The 15,968-nt window shown below is 63.2% G+C and carries 13 protein-coding genes and 1 pseudogene; 10 read left to right on the top strand and 4 right to left on the bottom strand.

From position 1 onward, the window contains the following. Nucleotides 1–101: 101 nt before the first annotated feature. Nucleotides 102–989 carry a DMT family transporter gene (locus LDO41_RS22855; RefSeq protein ID WP_223992344.1) on the bottom strand — a complete coding sequence of 296 codons (888 nt, stop codon included), beginning with the start codon at nt 987–989 and terminating at the stop codon, nt 102–104. A gap of 163 nt (nt 990–1,152) precedes the next feature. On the opposite strand from LDO41_RS22855, the pseudogene LDO41_RS22850 reads away from it, so the two are divergent. The 5 genes and pseudogenes from LDO41_RS22850 (at nt 1,153) to LDO41_RS22830 (ending at nt 6,535) form a co-directional block, all read left to right on the top strand. Continuing rightward, nucleotides 1,153–2,069: pseudogene (locus tag LDO41_RS22850) on the top strand (LysR family transcriptional regulator). A 106-nt stretch (nt 2,070–2,175) separates the two neighbouring features. Continuing rightward, nucleotides 2,176–2,805 (top strand): HD domain-containing protein, encoded by a 630-nt coding sequence (locus LDO41_RS22845; protein WP_223992342.1) that lies wholly within the window; start codon nt 2,176–2,178, stop codon nt 2,803–2,805. Between the two features lie 111 nt (nt 2,806–2,916). After that, entirely contained in the window at nt 2,917–3,402 is a 486-nt protein-coding gene (locus LDO41_RS22840) for a helix-turn-helix transcriptional regulator (RefSeq protein WP_223992334.1), read from the top strand. A 230-nt stretch (nt 3,403–3,632) separates the two neighbouring features. Continuing rightward, nucleotides 3,633–5,795 carry a TonB-dependent receptor gene (locus LDO41_RS22835; RefSeq protein WP_223992332.1) on the top strand — a complete coding sequence of 721 codons (2,163 nt, stop codon included), beginning with the start codon at nt 3,633–3,635 and terminating at the stop codon, nt 5,793–5,795. Between the two features lie 8 nt (nt 5,796–5,803). After that, nucleotides 5,804–6,535, top strand: coding sequence for a DUF4198 domain-containing protein (locus tag LDO41_RS22830; protein WP_223992331.1), 732 nt, complete (start codon nt 5,804–5,806; stop codon nt 6,533–6,535). 39 nt (nt 6,536–6,574) lie between these two features. Here LDO41_RS22830 and LDO41_RS22825 read toward each other — a convergent pair whose 3' ends face one another. Beyond that, nucleotides 6,575–8,032, bottom strand: coding sequence for a patatin-like phospholipase family protein (locus LDO41_RS22825; protein WP_223992330.1), 1,458 nt, complete (start codon nt 8,030–8,032; stop codon nt 6,575–6,577). Between the two features lie 108 nt (nt 8,033–8,140). On the opposite strand from LDO41_RS22825, the gene LDO41_RS22820 reads away from it, so the two are divergent. The 5 genes from LDO41_RS22820 to LDO41_RS22800 all read left to right on the top strand — a co-directional run bounded on the left by LDO41_RS22820 (nt 8,141) and on the right by LDO41_RS22800 (nt 13,754). Next, on the top strand, nt 8,141–9,241 hold the full coding sequence (locus LDO41_RS22820; protein WP_223992329.1) for an AI-2E family transporter: 1,101 nt from the start codon (nt 8,141–8,143) through the stop codon (nt 9,239–9,241). 18 nt (nt 9,242–9,259) lie between these two features. After that, a complete protein-coding gene (locus tag LDO41_RS22815) occupies nt 9,260–10,807 on the top strand; it encodes an efflux transporter outer membrane subunit (RefSeq protein WP_223992328.1) in 1,548 nt (515 codons plus the stop codon). Further along, nucleotides 10,800–11,951, top strand: coding sequence for an HlyD family secretion protein (locus tag LDO41_RS22810; protein WP_223992327.1), 1,152 nt, complete (start codon nt 10,800–10,802; stop codon nt 11,949–11,951). The genes LDO41_RS22815 and LDO41_RS22810 overlap by 8 nt, the downstream gene beginning before the upstream one ends. Next, nucleotides 11,941–12,966: a DUF2955 domain-containing protein gene (locus LDO41_RS22805; protein ID WP_223992326.1), complete on the top strand. Its 1,026-nt coding sequence runs from the start codon at nt 11,941–11,943 to the stop codon at nt 12,964–12,966. The genes LDO41_RS22810 and LDO41_RS22805 overlap by 11 nt, the downstream gene beginning before the upstream one ends. A 134-nt stretch (nt 12,967–13,100) precedes the next feature. Continuing rightward, complete coding sequence (locus tag LDO41_RS22800; RefSeq protein WP_223992325.1) at nt 13,101–13,754, top strand: isochorismatase family protein; 654 nt, start codon at nt 13,101–13,103, stop codon at nt 13,752–13,754. A 7-nt stretch (nt 13,755–13,761) separates the two neighbouring features. Here the strand turns inward: LDO41_RS22800 and LDO41_RS22795 are convergent, their stop codons facing one another. Next, nucleotides 13,762–14,955, bottom strand: a complete 1,194-nt coding sequence (locus LDO41_RS22795; RefSeq protein ID WP_223992324.1) for an MFS transporter — start codon at nt 14,953–14,955, stop codon at nt 13,762–13,764. Nucleotides 14,956–15,054: 99 nt separating this feature from the next. Further along, nucleotides 15,055–15,966, bottom strand: a complete 912-nt coding sequence (locus tag LDO41_RS22790) for a LysR family transcriptional regulator (protein WP_223992323.1) — start codon at nt 15,964–15,966, stop codon at nt 15,055–15,057. Nucleotides 15,967–15,968 lie beyond the last annotated feature (2 nt).

Raw genomic sequence — 15,968 nt, 5'->3', positions numbered from 1 at the left:
CCGTTCATGATTTCCCAGCCTGATCGAAACAGATATCCGTCGTCGTCCTACGGCCCTATAGGCAATCGTGCAACAAGCCGTTGCAGAATTGCCCGAGATGGTCACGCCGGGCGCCGGCGCGGCACTCGCGCACTGAGCATCGCCCACGGGACGGTGGCGAGCAACGATGCGAACACCATCAGGCCACCGCCTAACCATGCCCAGATCGACAGTTGCTCGCCCAGCCATGCGTACGCGAACAGCGCGCCGAACGCTGGCTCGCTCCCCATCAGCAGCGCCACGCGCGTCGGACTGCTGCGCTTGACCGCAAAATTCTGCGCAAAGAATGCAAACAGCGTGCAGGCCAGCACCAGATAACCGACGCTCAACCAGAAGGTGCCGTGCGCGGAGAACGACGGGAGCGATGGGAGCGCGGACCACGATGATGGCGCGATCAGCAGCGCGACGATAAGGCTGCCGAGCGCGACCGTGCCTGCCTGAATCGCGGTGATCGACAACGCTGTGAGCTTGTTATCGCGCATCACGCGTTTGGTCACGCAGACCATCAGCGCGCGCAACAGCGCGGCCAGCAGGATCAGCGCGTCGCCGCCCGTCAGTGAGAACGCGCCTCCGGTCACCATGATGGCACCCGCCAGCGACAACGCCACGGCCAGCCATTCGAGCGGCAGCGGCCTTCTGCGCAACAGCACCCATTCGACCAGCGGTGTCAGCACGATGCACAGGCTGATAAGGAACGCGGCATGCGAGGCATGCGTCTGCGCGACGCCGAAGGTCTCGGCGAGAAAGATGCCAAGCAGCAGCACACTCGAGCCCAACGCGCCCGCCAGTGCGCCGGGGCTGACGCCACGTAGTCCGCGCAATGCGGGTGACAGCACGATAAACGTCAGGCCAAAGCGCAGTGCCAGCAGTCCGAGTACGGGATAGAACTCCAGGGCGATCTTGACCACCCCATAACTGGTGCCCCAGACCATCGCCACGGCGAGCAGCATCAGATCGGATATCCAGAGCAAGTGAGTGGGTTTTGGCACGTGAGCTTCCCGCGGGTTCGATTGAGCCGTATGGTCGCTCATTGCGTTGAAAACTATAATGCGGTCGCGCCGCACAGCTTTTATGTCGCGGATGCACAAATAACGGCCATACGGGTGCCTCTCAATGAACTCCACTACGCTTTTTGCGTTATTGCCGGATATGGCCGTGTTCTCGCGCGTGGTCGATGCGGGCAATTTTTCCGAAGCGGCGCGGCAGCTTGGCAGCACGCCGTCGACGATCAGCCGGCAGATCAAGCGTCTGGAGCAGGCGCTAGGCACGCGATTACTGGAACGTTCCACCCGCAGTGTCCGACTCACCGATTCGGGCGCGCAGGTCTATCGTCATTGCCGCGACATGGTGGGCGCGGCGTCCGGCGCGGTCGATATCGCCGGGAATCTGGTCACGCAGCCGCAGGGCCGGGTCAGCCTCAGCGCGCCGATCTCGTACGCGCGGTCGGTGATACATCCCCTGGTCGCTGAGTTTCTGCGCGATTGGCCGGAGATCGACGTGCAACTGATCTTCGCGGACCGCGAGATGGATCCGCTGCGCGACGACGTCGACCTCGTGATCCGATTGACGCGATCGCCGCCACTGGGGCTCGCGGCTAGACCACTGGGTAACGCACGGTGGCTGCTATGCGCGTCGCCCGCGTATCTCGCCACGCACGGCATGCCGGCCGAACCACGCGATCTGGTGCGTCATCAATGCCTGTATCTCGGAGAGACGGTTGACGATAACCGCTGGAATTTCAGGCGTGGCGCGGAGACGCAATCGCTCGACGTGCGAGGGCGCTATATCGCCAACGATGTGAGCGCGCGTCTGGATGCCGCGCGGCATGCTATCGGCATTGCGAGTCTGCCCGATTTTGCCGTGGCCGAAGCGTTGCGCGATGGCGATCTGGTTCAGGTGCTTGGCGACTGGGAGTTCGAGGCGCATGCCTATATGGGGCGGTCTGGTTGCTGTATCCGCCCAATCGTTTCTTGCCATCGAAGGTGCGCGTATTGATCGATCATCTCGCCCGTCACCTGCAGGTAACCTGATTCCGGCCGTAACTGCGCCATGTGTCCGATTCTGCCGCGCTATCGCGCAACGCAAGGCCAGGCGTCAGTGCTAGGCTGGACGACCCGTGTCTAGCCTGAAGTCATCATGGTCACCAACGCGATTCCCAAGAGCGCGCTTGCGCGTGCCGCCACTGAGCTGATTCGGGATACCGAAAGCGATATGCTGTTCGCGCATTCGGTGCGCGTATACCTCTGGGCCGCGATGTCGGGCAAGCGCCGCGGCCTGCGGTTCGACCCGGAGTTGCTGTACATCGCCGCGATGTTTCACGATCTCGGTCTGACGCCGCAGTACAAGGACAGCCAGCTCCGCTTTGAGGTTGACGGCGCCAATGCGGCGCGCGATTTCCTGCGCAGCCACGGCATCGCCGAAGCCGAGGTCGACCGTGTGTGGCTGGCCATCGCGCTACACACGACCCCTGGCATTCCCGAGCATATGCACCCCGAGATCGCGCTGGTGCAGAGCGGCGCGGGCATGGACGTGGCGGGCCGGGGCTTCGACGACTTCACTCAGGCGCAGCGCGAGGCAGTGATATCGGCCTATCCGCGCGGCAGGACATTCGGCACGCGCATGATCGACACGTTCTACGAAGGCATGGCGCACCGGCCCGCCAGCACCTTCGGCACCTTCAACGACGATTTCCTCGCATTCAAGGACCCCACGTTCGAGCGCGTTGACCTTTGCCGCGTCATCCTCAGTTCGAAGTGGGAGGGGTGAGCGGCTTGGGACGTTAGCAGCGATCGAGGCAGGCCGTCTTTTCCTCGCAGTGAGAATGAGTTACATTCCCACCCGAACGAAGATGACGCCACTATGACTGCCAGACTCCCATTGCTGCTGACCATTTTTCCCGCCTATCAGGCGTGGGATCTCTATCAACTCGTGGCCAATGGCGCGACGTACCATGTGTTGACGGAAGCTGCGGCGACCGTCGCATTTCTGGCCGTTCTCTATCTCGTCATTCGCGATCGCCGTCGTGCGGCACGCGAGTTCGATGAGCTCGCGTCATCGGCCAAAGTCACCGAGCGCGCGTCGCAGGAGCGGAATGACGATGCGCGGCAGACGACCCGGGACTTTCTGCTATCGATGCAGAAGCAATTCGATGCGTGGAAGCTAACACCCTCAGAAAAGGACGTCGCGCTGATGCTCGTGAAAGGATTATCTCTTGACGAGATAGCCCGGTTGCGCGAAAGCGGGTCAAAAACCGTGCGTCAGCATGCAACAAATGTTTATGCCAAGGCAAAACTCGAGGGCCGTCACCAGTTGGCAGCCTATTTTCTCGAGGATTTGTTGGTGGGGGCGCCGGCGGTTCGCTGAGCATCCGGGACAGATGTCCCGGTAGCCGGAAACCAAGGCCTGGCGGGCCTTCAGAGAGGATGGTCACCATCTGGGTGGCAAATGTCCTGTGTTGTAAAAGTTCACAGGACTTTCCAGGACATAGGCCTGATTTCGCTCCGGCAAATGTCCCGACATCCAGTTTTGCCGATTGTTAGCGAGAATGATTCCTATTAGTTTTCAGGTTTCAGACTCACTGACCGGCTTAACTCATGTCCTCTTCCGCTTGCCCAGTTCACGCCCCTCGTCCGCGCATTATTGCCACCCTGATTTCCTCCATCATTGCAGGTATGCCGTCGGTGGGCCTGGCGCAGTCGAATTCATCGGAGCAAGCGCTGCCGGCCGTGACGGTGTCTGGCGCGAAATCGCTGCCCGGCAATCCGAATGAAGTGGTAACCACCGGCACGAAGACGGACACCCCGCTGCGGGATATTCCCGCCGCGGTCACCGTGATTCCGGAAGAGATCCTGCGGGAGCAGGGTGCGATCGACATGAATTACGCGCTGCAGAACTCGGCAGGCGTGCAGCCGCAGCTGGCCGGCGGCTATGGCTTTGCCAACAACTACACGATCCGTGGCCTGGCCATGCGCTTTCTGCGGGATGGCTATCCCGACGGCCCGAGCCAGAATGGCTATTACCGAACCATGTACGACGTCGATCGCATCGAGGTCCTCAAGGGCCCCGGCTCGGCGCTCTATGGTTCGGGTCAGCCCGGCGGTACGGTCAATATCGCCACCAAGCCGCCGCTGTCCAAGTTCAGCGCCGAGGTGGGCGCGTTCGGTGGCAGCTTTGGCACCTGGGGTACCTACGTCGATGTGGGCGGGCCGGTTACGTCCGAGGTCAACGCGCGCCTGATTGCCGACTACGAGAAGAGCGACGGCTACCGCGGGCTGGGTCGCGATATCCGAGAGGTCTCGCCGTCGTTCAACTGGGCGTATGACACCAACAAGTCGCTGACGATCAAGTACGACCATCGGGACATCAATATCGTCCCCGACAACTACGGCATCATTTTCAACAATCAGGGCAAGATCGCCGGCGCCCCGCGCGATGCCCGCTACTACAGCCCGTTCAACGACACACGTCAGTTGATCGACCGGGTTACCGTCAGCCACGACTGGCGCATCGACCCGTCGCTGACCATGCGCACGGCGTTTATCTATGACGAGCGCTCGCTCGACATGACCCGCAACGCCGGCGGCAATGGCGGCAATGCGGCGAACCAGATGACTGGCCGGAATGCACGCACGCAGTCGGACGACGGGCACTTCATCCTCGCTCAGAACGAACTGGTCTGGAAGACGCGGACCGGACCCGTCGACCACACCGTGCTGTTCGGCCTCGAATATTCGGACACGCATATCAATACGGCCCGTACCGGCTATAACCTGCCGAATATCCTCAATATCAACGCGCCGGTCGTGCCGGAGACGACCCTGGCCGGTATTCCCTCGGTGCCCGCGCAAGGGTTCAATCGGGTACTGAAGCAGGAGGATTTTGGCGTCTACCTGCAGGATCAGCTGGCCTTTGGCGAACACTTCAAGCTCCGCGGCGCCGTGCGGACCGATCACGTCAAGTTCAGCGACGTGGGCACGCAGGGGGGCGCGTTTCGCTCGATCGGCAATTCCCCGAACCTGACGTCCGGCTCGCTGGGCGGCGTCTGGCAGCCGACGCGGTCGCTGTCGTTCTATGCGGGTGTGTCGAGCAGCAAGTTCATCAACGTCTCGACCGAGCCGTCGGCGCTGTCCGCCGATCCGGAAAGCGCGCTGCAGAAGGAGATTGGCGTCAAGGCCGACTTCTTCGAAGGCAAGCTGAACACGAACGTGTCGCTGTTCGAGACCGAACGCAAGAACTACTACATCACGCTGCCGGGCGCCCTGAGCCCGACGCCCGATGGCCGCGACAAGAGCCGCGGGGTGGAGTTCGAACTGTCGGCGCTGCCGCTTCCGGGCTGGACGATCCTGGCCAACTTCGTGCTGCAGAACGTGGAAGTCGAGTCGAACGCGCTCGCCTCGAACGCGATCATGGGTGTGAACAATCGCAGCATTGCGGGCACCCGCCCGGCTGGCGTGTCCCGCACGGGCGGCCGCATCTGGACCACCTACGACTTCCAGCAGCAGAGCCTGCATGGATGGGGCGTCGGCATGGGCCTGACGTACAAGGGCGACAGCTACGCCGATACCCTGAATCTGTACCAGGTGCCTTCCTACGTGGTGCTGGACGCCGCGATCTATTATCGGCAGAAGAAATTCGACGTCACGCTCAACCTGCGCAACTTGACCGACAAGACCTACTACATCTCGCCGACGTTCTCCGGCGCGCTGCCTGGCGACAAGCGTAGCGCCATGGTGACCGCGCGTTATCGCTTCAACTGAGGATCCTCATGACATCCCATTCTTTTCTGAAGGCGCTCGTACTGTCGCTCGTCGTGAGCGTCGCCCCGTCTGTTGCTCAGGCGCATTATCTCTGGCTGGAGCAGGACAAATCTGGCGGCCATCTCTATTTCGGCGAATACGAGGAGCTGTTGCGGGAACGCTCGCCGGGCCGGCTCGATGAGATGCCGGGGCCCGAGATTCGGGTCAAAACGACAACGGGCGAGGCGATGACGGTGCAGCCCAGGCGCGAAGCCGGCGGCTTCGCGTTGGGAGGGCTGCCGCGCGGCGGCGACGTGATCGCGACGGAGACCGGCTACGAAGTCAAGGATTGGACCAAGTCGGGCCTCGGCATCGTCAAGCCGATGTTCTATGCGCGTCTGATCGGTAGCGTGCCGATCAGCGCCGCGGAAGCCATGACCCTCGACATCTTGCCCACCGGCAAGGCTGGCGAGTTTCAGGTGGTCTTTCGCGGTGCGCCCCTCACGGGCGTCGACGTTCGCATCATCGCCGCCAATGCATGGACCCGTGAGGCCAGCGCGGACAAGGACGGCAAGGTGCATTTCGAATTGCCCTGGCGCGGCCAGTACATCCTGCATGTCGTGAAGCTGGAAAAGGCAACGGGTGAGTTCAAGGGCGTCGCGTACGAGGCAGTGCGCCATCGCGCCACGACGACGTTCGATGTCCCGCGCGGCCCGGCCACTCGCATCCCCGCGAAGTGGAATGCCTCGACCCCGCACTGATCTTGCCGCACGGCGTGTCGAAAGGGGGGCGGCGTAGCGCTATTTGGCGCGCTCTTCCGTCACGGTCGGGTCGGAGACGATCCGAGCGCCCACGTCTTTCAGAAGTCGTTGGAACTCGGGCGAGCTCAGCACGATCTTCCCGGCTGCGGCGCGCAGGCGGTCGACCGCCTCCGGAGGCAGAGAGAACGACGTCGGCAGCTCGTTCAGGTAAGCCAGCTCTTCCTTGTCGGTCAATTGATCGAAGGAAACGTCGATGGCGTAGATCGTGGCATCCGGCGTGCGCAGCATCGTCGCCACGTCGGCGTCCTTGTTCGCGGAAAAGGCGTTCGAAGCCCGTACGCGGGCCATGGATTGCCACCGTGCCTGCATGTCCTTCAGCAGTTCCGTTGCCTCATACGAGTAATGGTCGATGGGCACGCCCGTCGCCTTGACGAGGATCTCCAGGGTTCCCGGCGGGGCTTCCGACTTGTCCCACGCCGTTTTCGGCACCGACAGTGAATTGACGACAAACACGACAATTCTTTTGAGCCGGTCAAGGGGTGAGGGCATGTTGGCGAGATGAAGCGCTTCCATCAATTCCAGCGCATCGAGCACGCTGCGCATGCCCAGATTGTCAGAAATCCCGCCGTCAACAGTGTGAATATAGGGTCGGTCGACGCCATCGGCGAGCTCGGCCTCTTCTCTGAGATGACGCGTCACGCGCGCGGCGGGACGAGGCGGATCGCCGCTACCGATAAACGGTTTGATCCAGTCAGGCACGGCGTAGCCACACGTGCCACCGTAGTTGTTGAGGGTGATCGGCGTCAGCACCACCGGCACGGCGGACGATGCGGCTGCGGCGCGGGACAGGCGCACGGCGCTGAGGTCCGAGCAGAGCAGGTCAAACGTCGCCTGCGTGAACGGCAAACGTGCCCCGGTGGTGATGTCCGTCGCCGCGGCAACGATGAATGGGCCATTGCCGCGGTTCAAATCGCCGAATGTCGCGCCCTCAAACAGGATCTCGTCGTAAAGATCCGCCGCAAGCTCAGAGCGGCCCCACCCACTCGACCACAGTGACGGCCAGTAAGCCGGATTCAGCGTGCGCGATGTAATCGCCCCTTGGACATTGCGCTTGAGAAATCGCTGTTCATAGTCGTCGAACAGCCGATCTCCGTACAGTCCGTACGCGAGTGCGGTGAAGCTTCCTCCCGAAACGCCCGTGATCACCCCGACATGGTCCAGCAACCGGGACTTGTTGCCCTTTGGGCCAACAACTTCGGTATTACGCAGAAATTCGAGAACGCCATAAGAGAAAGTGGCGGCACGCGTGCCGCCACCGGAGAAAGCCAGGACCACGAGGTTCTCGTTCTCCGCGGAATACTGTGGACGCGTCAAGTATCGGTATCCGGCCCCGGGATCGGCGTGGAGAATGGGCGGATTGACGGGCCGGCTGGCACAACCGCCGAGCAGAAGCAGCGATGCAACGATCGGCCAGGCAGCGGAAAGCAGTCGTCTCATGACATTAAGCATTATCGATTCTGTGATGAAAGATTTCGCTTTCGACGCCGGACGCCACTTTAAAGAGATGCCGGATCGATAATGTATTCAGCATAGAGGGAGGTTGGGATGCTGACCACGCCGACGTCAGGAAAAGCTTTGTCACGCGGAATGCTTGACGTGTTGATCCGCGCGGGCCTCATTGCGGCCCTTGTGTATTTTTGCTTCCGTGTTTTCAATCCCTTCCTCGATCTCATGATCTGGTCGGTGATTCTTGCCATCAGCCTTTACCCGCTCCACGTCGGGCTGCGCAATCGAATGGGTGGCAAGGATGGCCGCGCCGCGACGCTGATGGTCATCGTGGCGCTCGCCCTCATCGTGGTGCCAACTTATCTGATGGGCGCCGCCATCATCCACTCGGTCGAAGAGGCGGCGGCCATTGTCAAGGGCGGGCAGCTCCACCTTCCGACTCCACCGGAAGCGGTGGCGGGATGGCCGCTGATTGGCAAGCCGCTGTACGACATCTGGCTGCAGGCGGCCACTGACATCACCAGTCTCCTGCAACGATTCGGGCCCGAGATCAAGTCGACGGGTCTCACCTTGCTGGCGGCGGCAGCCATGGTGACCAAGGGCCTGCTGATGTTTCTGTTCGCGCTGATCATCGCGGGTATCGTGATGGCTTATGGCGAGCTTGGCCATCGCAGTGCGATAGACATCCTGTCTCGTATTGCCGGCCCGGAGAAGGGCCCGCGTATCACGGCCTTATGCACATCCACCGTGCGCGCGGTGGCCATCGGTGTGGTGGGCATCGCGTTTATCCAGATGCTGCTTGTGGGTATCGGCTTCGTTATCAAGGGCGTTCCGGCGGGCGGCATTCTGGCGCTGATCGTGCTGCTGCTCGGCATCATGCAATTGCCGGCCACGATCATCACGGTCCCAGTCATCATCTATGTGTTCGCCACCGAGGGCGCTGGCACTGCCACGGTTATCTTCGCCATCTACACGTTTATCGCCGGACTGGCCGACAACGTGCTGAAGCCCATCATGCTAGGGCGGGGCGTCGAGGTACCGATGCCGGTCATCCTGATTGGTGCCCTGGGCGGCATGGTGTCCGGCGGCATCATTGGGTTGTTCATTGGTCCGGTGATGCTGGCAGTGGGCTATCAGTTGTTCTGGGCGTGGGTGAGAGACCCTCCACCCCTGACCGATTCGCAGTCTCTCCAACCCTGACGCGAGGAGGCACGGTCGATGCGCATCGCGGCCGGCGCAAGGCGCGTGCTGGCGGCAGGTAGCCTTTGCCTGAGCGCGTGCGCGCGACTGGGGCCGGACTTTCACGCCTCGCACGAGGACTGGGTCGAACACTGGAACAGCCCGGCCATCGAACAGTTGAGCGCGCGAGTGGACGGGCAGGGCGACGCCGAGCGCGCGGCGCAGTGGTGGAAGGTCTTCGCCGATCCGACGCTCGAGCGGCTGATTGCCGATGCCGATGCCCATAACGCCAGTCTGAAGATCGCCGGCTTGCGCGTGATGGAAGCCCGCGCGCAACTCGGTATCGCGCAAAGCGGGCGCTATCCGCAGTTGCAGCAGGTCAGTGCCGACGCCCTGCGCGTGGACCGCAGGCAGGCCGGCGGCCGCAACCCGGAGAACAGCCAGTTCTGGCAATACAGTGCCGGCTTCGATATCGGTTGGGAACTCGACTTCTGGGGCCGCTTCAGTCGCGCTATCGAATCCGCCGATGCCGCCTACTTCGCAGCGGTGGCCAATCATGACGACGCCATGGTGCTGGTGCGCGCGCAGGTAGCCGATACCTATTTTGCAATGCGTACGGCCGAGGCCAGGCTCCGCATTGCCCGCGACAACGCCAAACTGCAGCGACGCAGCTACGAGATTACCGAGCGTCTATTCAAGGGGGGAGAGACGGACGAGCTCGACGTGCAGCAGGCGCGCACGCAGTATCTCGGCACGGCCAGCAGCATTCCCGAAATCGAAGCGCAAATCGTCCGGGCGCGCAATGCCATCGCGACGTTGACGGGGCGTCCGCCTTCGCCCGCGGCGCCATACGATCTGGATCCGCCCGGCACGGAAGGCGTGATCCCGCTGATCGATCGCGTCGTGCTGCAAGACGTGCCGGCCAACCTGCTGCTGCGCCGGCCCGACATCCGCGCGGCCGAACTTCAGGTGGCGGCACAGTCCGCCCGCATCGGCGTGGCGATGGCCGATCTCTACCCATCGTTGAGTTTGCTCGGCAGCATCGGATGGTCGGCGACGTCGTTTGCCGGCACGCCAAACAGTTTCATCATGCTCGGCGGGCCCAGCTTGCGATGGAATGTCTTCGACCATGGCCGCATCCGCAATGCGGTGCGCGTCGAGGATGCCCGGCTGCAGCAATTGATCGTGTCGTACGAGGATGCCGTCCGTCAGGCGGCGCGCGAAGCGGATGATGCCGCCACCGGGCTCGTCAAGGCGCTCGAGCGCGAAGTCATCCTGCGCGATGCACAAGCCAGCGCGGCGCGTTCGTTCACGCTCGCGAGCACCTTGTATCGCGAGGGGTTCACCGACTTCCAGCGTGTGCTCGATGCCCAGCGGGCATTGTTTGCGCAACAGGACGCCTATCTGGTCAACCGTAGCAATGCAGTCAGCAACCTCATCGCGCTCTACAAAGCGCTTGGCGGTGGGTGGTACAGCGATCGGCCGCTCGTCGATACGGCCACGCGCCGCCAGATGGAGCAGCGTACCAACTGGGGCAACCTGCTCGACGAGCAAACTCGTCCGGCAAAGGGGGATCGCGATGAGTGATGCTCCGCAGCAGGCGCCGAGCCCGCCCGATCCGCCGCCTAAGGTACCCCCGGTGCCTCCGCCGCCCCTGGCCGCGGACCCGTCGAAAAAGGGCATCCGCTGGACGTTGTTAGTGATCGTCGTCAGCCTGCTCTGGTATCTGCTCGCGGATCGGTTCACGCCTTATACCCAGCAGGCGAGGGTGCAGGCGTTCGTCGTGCCGGTGGCCGCGGAAGTGTCGGGGCGCGTCACGCGAGTGGTGGTCCGCAACAATCAGGATGTCAAGAAAGGCGCGTTGCTGTTCGAGGTCGACCCCGGCCACTACCGCATTGCACTCGATCGCGCCCGCGCGGATTTGGAGTCCGCGCGGCGCTCGCTCGGCGCCAGTACTGCCGGCATTGCTTCCGCGCGCGCATCGCTGCGCGCGGCGCGTGCCAATGCACTGAAGGCCGATCAGGACAAGGATCGACTCGAACGGTTGTATCGGGAGGATGAGGGTACGGTGTCCCTGCGCCGGCTGGAAGTGGCACGGGCCAACAGCGAGCAGGCGCGCAGTCAGGTCGTCGCCGCGGAGGCCGAGGTAGAACGCGCCAAAGAGACGCAGGGCGGCGGTGAGGAAGACAACGCCAAGCTGCGTAGCGCCGCGGCAGCGGTAGAAAAGGCCGAGCTCGATCTTGCGAACACGGCGATACGCGCTAGCTCGGATGGACTGGTGACCGATCTGCGTATCGATGTCGGCCAATTTGCCGCTGCAGGTCATCCGGTGATGACGTTGATTGCCATCCACGATGTGTGGATCAGCGCCGATATGACGGAGAACAATCTCGGCCGCGTCGGACCGGGCACGCCGGTGGGGATCGTGTTGGACGCGCTTCCCGGCTCGATTTTCGAAGGCAGGGTGCGCAGCGTGGGCTACGGCGTGAGCGTCGGCACCCCGACGCCCGCTGGAAGCCTGCCAACGGTGCAGAACAGCCGGGACTGGCTGCGTCCCGCGCAGCGGTTTCCGGTCACCATCGAATTCACGCCGGGCGAGCTCGCATCGCTAAGAGGTATTCGCGTTGGCGGGCAGGCGGAAATCATGGCATTTCCATCAGAGGGCAATCCGCTGAATGTCGCGGGGCGTGTGTTCCTCTGGCTGATGAGTTGGCTCTCCTATGCCTACTGAACAGCGGGCCCTTGCCGCGAGCGATCCCCGGCCCCAGCGTGCGCTGCGCATGGGAGCTGGCACGGCGCTGTCCGTGGCGGTTAGCTATGGCATGGCGCTTCCCATTCCGATGATGGCGCCGGTACTTGCGGCGTTTCTACTGGTCATGCGCAACCGTCCCCTGTCGTTCAAGGAGGGGCTCGGCCTGACCATGGTCGTAGCGGTGACGACGGGGATCGGGCTGTTGCTTGGGCCCGTGCTTCACTATTTCGCGCTGAGCGGTGTCGCGATCGTGGGGCTATGCCTCTTCCTCGCGTTTCGGCGCGCCATGCTTGGCGGCAACAACCTCGTCGCGACATTCCTCGCAGCCGGCCTGACCATGATCTCCGCGGCCAGCACCGTGGATTTCTCGCTCGGCGCACTGGTCATCTCGGCGCTGGTACAGGGCCTGCTGGTGGCGATGCCGGTGCTGGCGGTCTGCCACTGGCTCTTTCCGGATCCGATGACCGCGCCTGCTCCGCCGCCTCCGCCCGTGCTGCGGAAAACCGATGCCGCGCGGCTCGCGCTGCGCGCCACGCTGGTGGTGATGCCAGCCTTCCTGCTGACGCTCACCGATCCCATGGGCTATCTGCCGGTGATGATGAAGGCCGTCAGCATTGGCCGGCAAAGCTGCACCACCACGGCGCGCAGTGCCGCGCGCGAGTTGATCGGCTCCACATTGCTCGGCGGCGTCATGGCCATGCTGTTCTGGTGCGCGCTCGGCGCGTTCGTCAACCTGTGGATGTACTGCCTCTGGATGCTGCTGTTCGGCCTGTGGACCGGGCGCAAGCTCTATGGCCTGCACGTCGGGAGGCAGTCCCCGGCGTTCTGGCTCAACACCATGGTGACGCTCATCATCCTGCTGGGCCAGTCCGTGGAAGACAGCGTTCTGGGCAAGGATGTCTGGACGGCTTTCGCGGTACGGATGGCGCTGTTTGTGGCGGTAGCCCTGTATGCGTACGCGATGGTCGTCATCTTCGATCGATCGGCCACTTGATTTCGGCTTTCTCTGAGAATCTGGCGCTGACCGACCCCGCCGTCTATCTTCCATTGGTGATGAAACTCGTCAGCTTCAGCAGGCAATCGCCGGCTCGCGCGGCCGACGTGCATTCTCTAAAAGGAGGTTGAATCATGAAATACGACCCTGCAACGACGGCGGTGGTATTCATCGACCCACAGGTCGATGTGCTCAGCCCGTTGGGGAAGAACTGGGACGCTGTGGGCGCGAGCGTGACGGAGAACCGCACCGTCGAAAACATGCTCGAGATCTTCAAGGCGGCGAAAGCGGCTAAGTTCGGGGTCTTCATCTCACCACATTACTTCTATCCGACCGACAGCAAGTGGAAGTTCAATGGTCCGCTGGAGGCAGCCGAGTTCGCCAGCAGCACGTTTTCGCGCGCTGGCGCACTGGACCTGAGTCGGTTCGAGAAATCCGGCGCGGACTGGCTCGAGGAGTTCAAACCGTATATCAATGACGGCGAGACGGTGGTCGTGAGTCCGCACAAAGTCTTCGGTCCACAGACGAACGACCTGACGCTGCAGCTTCGCAAACGCAACGTACAGAAGATTGTGCTTGGCGGAATGCTCGCCAACATGTGTGTCGAGTCCCATCTGCGTGACCTGGTCGAGCAAGGGTTCGAGGTGTCGGTCGTTGCCGACGCCACCGCGGGCCCGCGACACCCGGTCTGGGGCGACGGCTACAAAGCCGCGATGGTCAACTACGCCTTTCTGGCGCATGCGGTCGTCAGCACCAAGGAGGTCGTCGCGGCCATGTCACAGCAATAGCGCCGCGCTAGTTGCGTCGCGACACTAACGCCAACAGGCACAGCAGCGCCAACCCGCCGCCCGTCGCCACAATCCCGTGCCAGCCGGCGCGTGCATAGAGCGCGCTGGCCACCGCTGAACCGAAGGCGCCACCGGCGAAGATTGCGGTCATGTACAGCGCATTGAGCCGGCCGCGGCTGGCTGGATCGAGCGCGTAGATTGCGCGCTGGCCGAGCACCATATTCATCTGCACCGCGAAGTCGAGCACGATGCCGGTCAGTGCCAACGCGTAGAGCCCTACGGCGCCATCGGCCAGACCGGGCAGGAAGCTCACGATGGCGAGCGTCATCGCCACGTACGAGGCGATGCGCGTATGCCCCGCATCGGCCAGCCGGCCCGCGATTGGGGCGGCCACCGCGCCGAGCGCGCCGACCAGCGCAAAGATGCCGATCTGCGATTGCGAGAGCCCATAGTGCGCGATCAATTCCAGCGGCACGGCAGTCCAGAACAGGCTGAACGCCGCGAACAGCAGCGCCTGATACAACGCGCGTTGGCGTAGCACCGAGTAACGCGTGAACAAGTGCCACAGCGAGGCAATCAGCTGGAAGTAGCTCGCGCGATGGTCCGGTACGCGGCGCGGCAGTGCGAGCACGATGATCGCCACCGTGACGAGCGTCATGACCGCAGCGATCAGGAACACGGCACGCCAGCCGAAGTATTGCGCCAGCACGCTCGACAACGGACGCGCCAGCAGAATGCCCGTGAGCAGCCCACCCATGATCGTGCCGACTGTACGGCCGCGCTGCGCTTCCGGCGTCAGGTGCGCGGCGAGCGGAATCAGGATCTGCACGCTCACCGAACTCAGGCCGAGCAGCAGTGACACAAGCAGGAATGGGCCTGGATGTGCGGACATTGCCGCGCCCACCAGGCTGGCTGCGGTGGCAATACCGCTGATCATCAACAGCCGACGGTTTTCGAGCAGGTCGGCAAGCGGCACCAGAAAGAACAGGCCGATCGCGTAGCCGATCTGTGTGAGCGAGACGATAAAGCTCGCGCTGGGCACCGAGAGGCCGACGGCCGGCGCGATCGCTTCGATGATCGGCTGCGCGTAATACAGGTTGGCGACGAGCACGCCCGCGCAGAGCGCGAACAGCGCGACCATCGGGGCGGACATACCCGCGGAGGCCGTGGCGTGGCCGGAGGTAGTGGAGGTAGTTGACATGGGGCTGGGCTGAAAACAGTATGTCCGCAGCATAGACGCAAGGTTGTGCGTCGGGAATCGCAAAGCCGGACAAATCAGCGTTGCGTGGGGAGCAATGCGCTAACCCGGGGCAAGCGCCGGCAGTGACTGCAAGAACGCGAGAAACGCCGCCACACGGCGCGAGCCGCGCTGATTCGGCAGATACAGCGCGGAAACGGTCGCCACGGTCTGGTCCGGGTTGGTGTCCCAGTCGTCGAACAATGCCGTCACCCGACCGCTGGCGATTTCCGCGTCGACAATCCAGTCCGGTAACAACGCAATACCGCCGTCCGCGCGAAGCACTTCAAGCAGGATGTCGGCGTTGTTGCTGCGCAGATGGCCGCCGATCGGCACCGTTTGCACGTCGTCCTCACTGCGTCGGAAGGTCCAGACCTGATCGCGGTGCCCGTAACTGAAGCGCAGGCACCGATGATCGATCAGGTCCATCGGCACCGCCGGCGTGCCGTGGCGCGCCAGATAGCCGGGCGTGGCCACCACGCGGCGGCGGAAACGGCCGATCTCGCGCGCCACCACGTTGTCATACGCGCCCGCGCTGCCCAACCGCACCGACACGTCGATGCGCTCGGCGAGCAGATCGACGATATCGTCGGTCAGCGTGACCTCGAGTTCGAGTTGCGGATGCAGGGCTAGCCAGGGGCCCAGATGCGGCGCAATGCAGGAGCGGCCAAACGACACCGGCAGCGACACGCGCAACTGACCCACGGGCAAGTCGCCGCGATCGGCGATCATCGCGTCGGCTTCCTCCACCGCTTCCAGGATATCGCGCGCATGCTGGTAATAAGCGGCGCCGGCCTCGGTCACGGTGACCTGACGCGTCGATCGATTGAGCAGCACCGCCCCGAGCGAGTCCTCGAGCCCGTCGAGCGCGCGCGTGACCGATGACGTGGCCAGCTGCAGACGGCGCGCGGCCGCGGAGAAGCCCTTCGCGTCGACGGTCTCGACAAACATCTTCAGCGCGAGCAGCTTGTCCATCG

This window comes from Cupriavidus pampae (assembly GCF_914271485.1).
In the GTDB taxonomy this organism is placed as follows: domain Bacteria; phylum Pseudomonadota; class Gammaproteobacteria; order Burkholderiales; family Burkholderiaceae; genus Cupriavidus; species Cupriavidus pampae.
Note: the sequence above shows the minus strand (reverse complement) of the source record. Positions and strands in the feature narration are given on the sequence as shown.

Coding starts and splice junctions, on each gene's coding strand:
- LDO41_RS22815 (WP_223992328.1), top strand. CDS start 9,260: ATGCGCATCGCGGCCGGCGCAAGGCGCGTGCTGGCGGCAGGTAGCCTT.
- LDO41_RS22830 (WP_223992331.1), top strand. CDS start 5,804: ATGACATCCCATTCTTTTCTGAAGGCGCTCGTACTGTCGCTCGTCGTG.
- LDO41_RS22855 (WP_223992344.1), bottom strand. CDS start 989: ATGCTGCTCGCCGTGGCGATGGTCTGGGGCACCAGTTATGGGGTGGTC.
- LDO41_RS22845 (WP_223992342.1), top strand. CDS start 2,176: ATGGTCACCAACGCGATTCCCAAGAGCGCGCTTGCGCGTGCCGCCACT.
- LDO41_RS22825 (WP_223992330.1), bottom strand. CDS start 8,032: ATGAGACGACTGCTTTCCGCTGCCTGGCCGATCGTTGCATCGCTGCTT.
- LDO41_RS22835 (WP_223992332.1), top strand. CDS start 3,633: ATGTCCTCTTCCGCTTGCCCAGTTCACGCCCCTCGTCCGCGCATTATT.
- LDO41_RS22800 (WP_223992325.1), top strand. CDS start 13,101: ATGAAATACGACCCTGCAACGACGGCGGTGGTATTCATCGACCCACAG.
- LDO41_RS22790 (WP_223992323.1), bottom strand. CDS start 15,966: ATGGACAAGCTGCTCGCGCTGAAGATGTTTGTCGAGACCGTCGACGCG.
- LDO41_RS22795 (WP_223992324.1), bottom strand. CDS start 14,955: ATGTCAACTACCTCCACTACCTCCGGCCACGCCACGGCCTCCGCGGGT.
- LDO41_RS22810 (WP_223992327.1), top strand. CDS start 10,800: ATGAGTGATGCTCCGCAGCAGGCGCCGAGCCCGCCCGATCCGCCGCCT.
- LDO41_RS22805 (WP_223992326.1), top strand. CDS start 11,941: ATGCCTACTGAACAGCGGGCCCTTGCCGCGAGCGATCCCCGGCCCCAG.
- LDO41_RS22820 (WP_223992329.1), top strand. CDS start 8,141: ATGCTGACCACGCCGACGTCAGGAAAAGCTTTGTCACGCGGAATGCTT.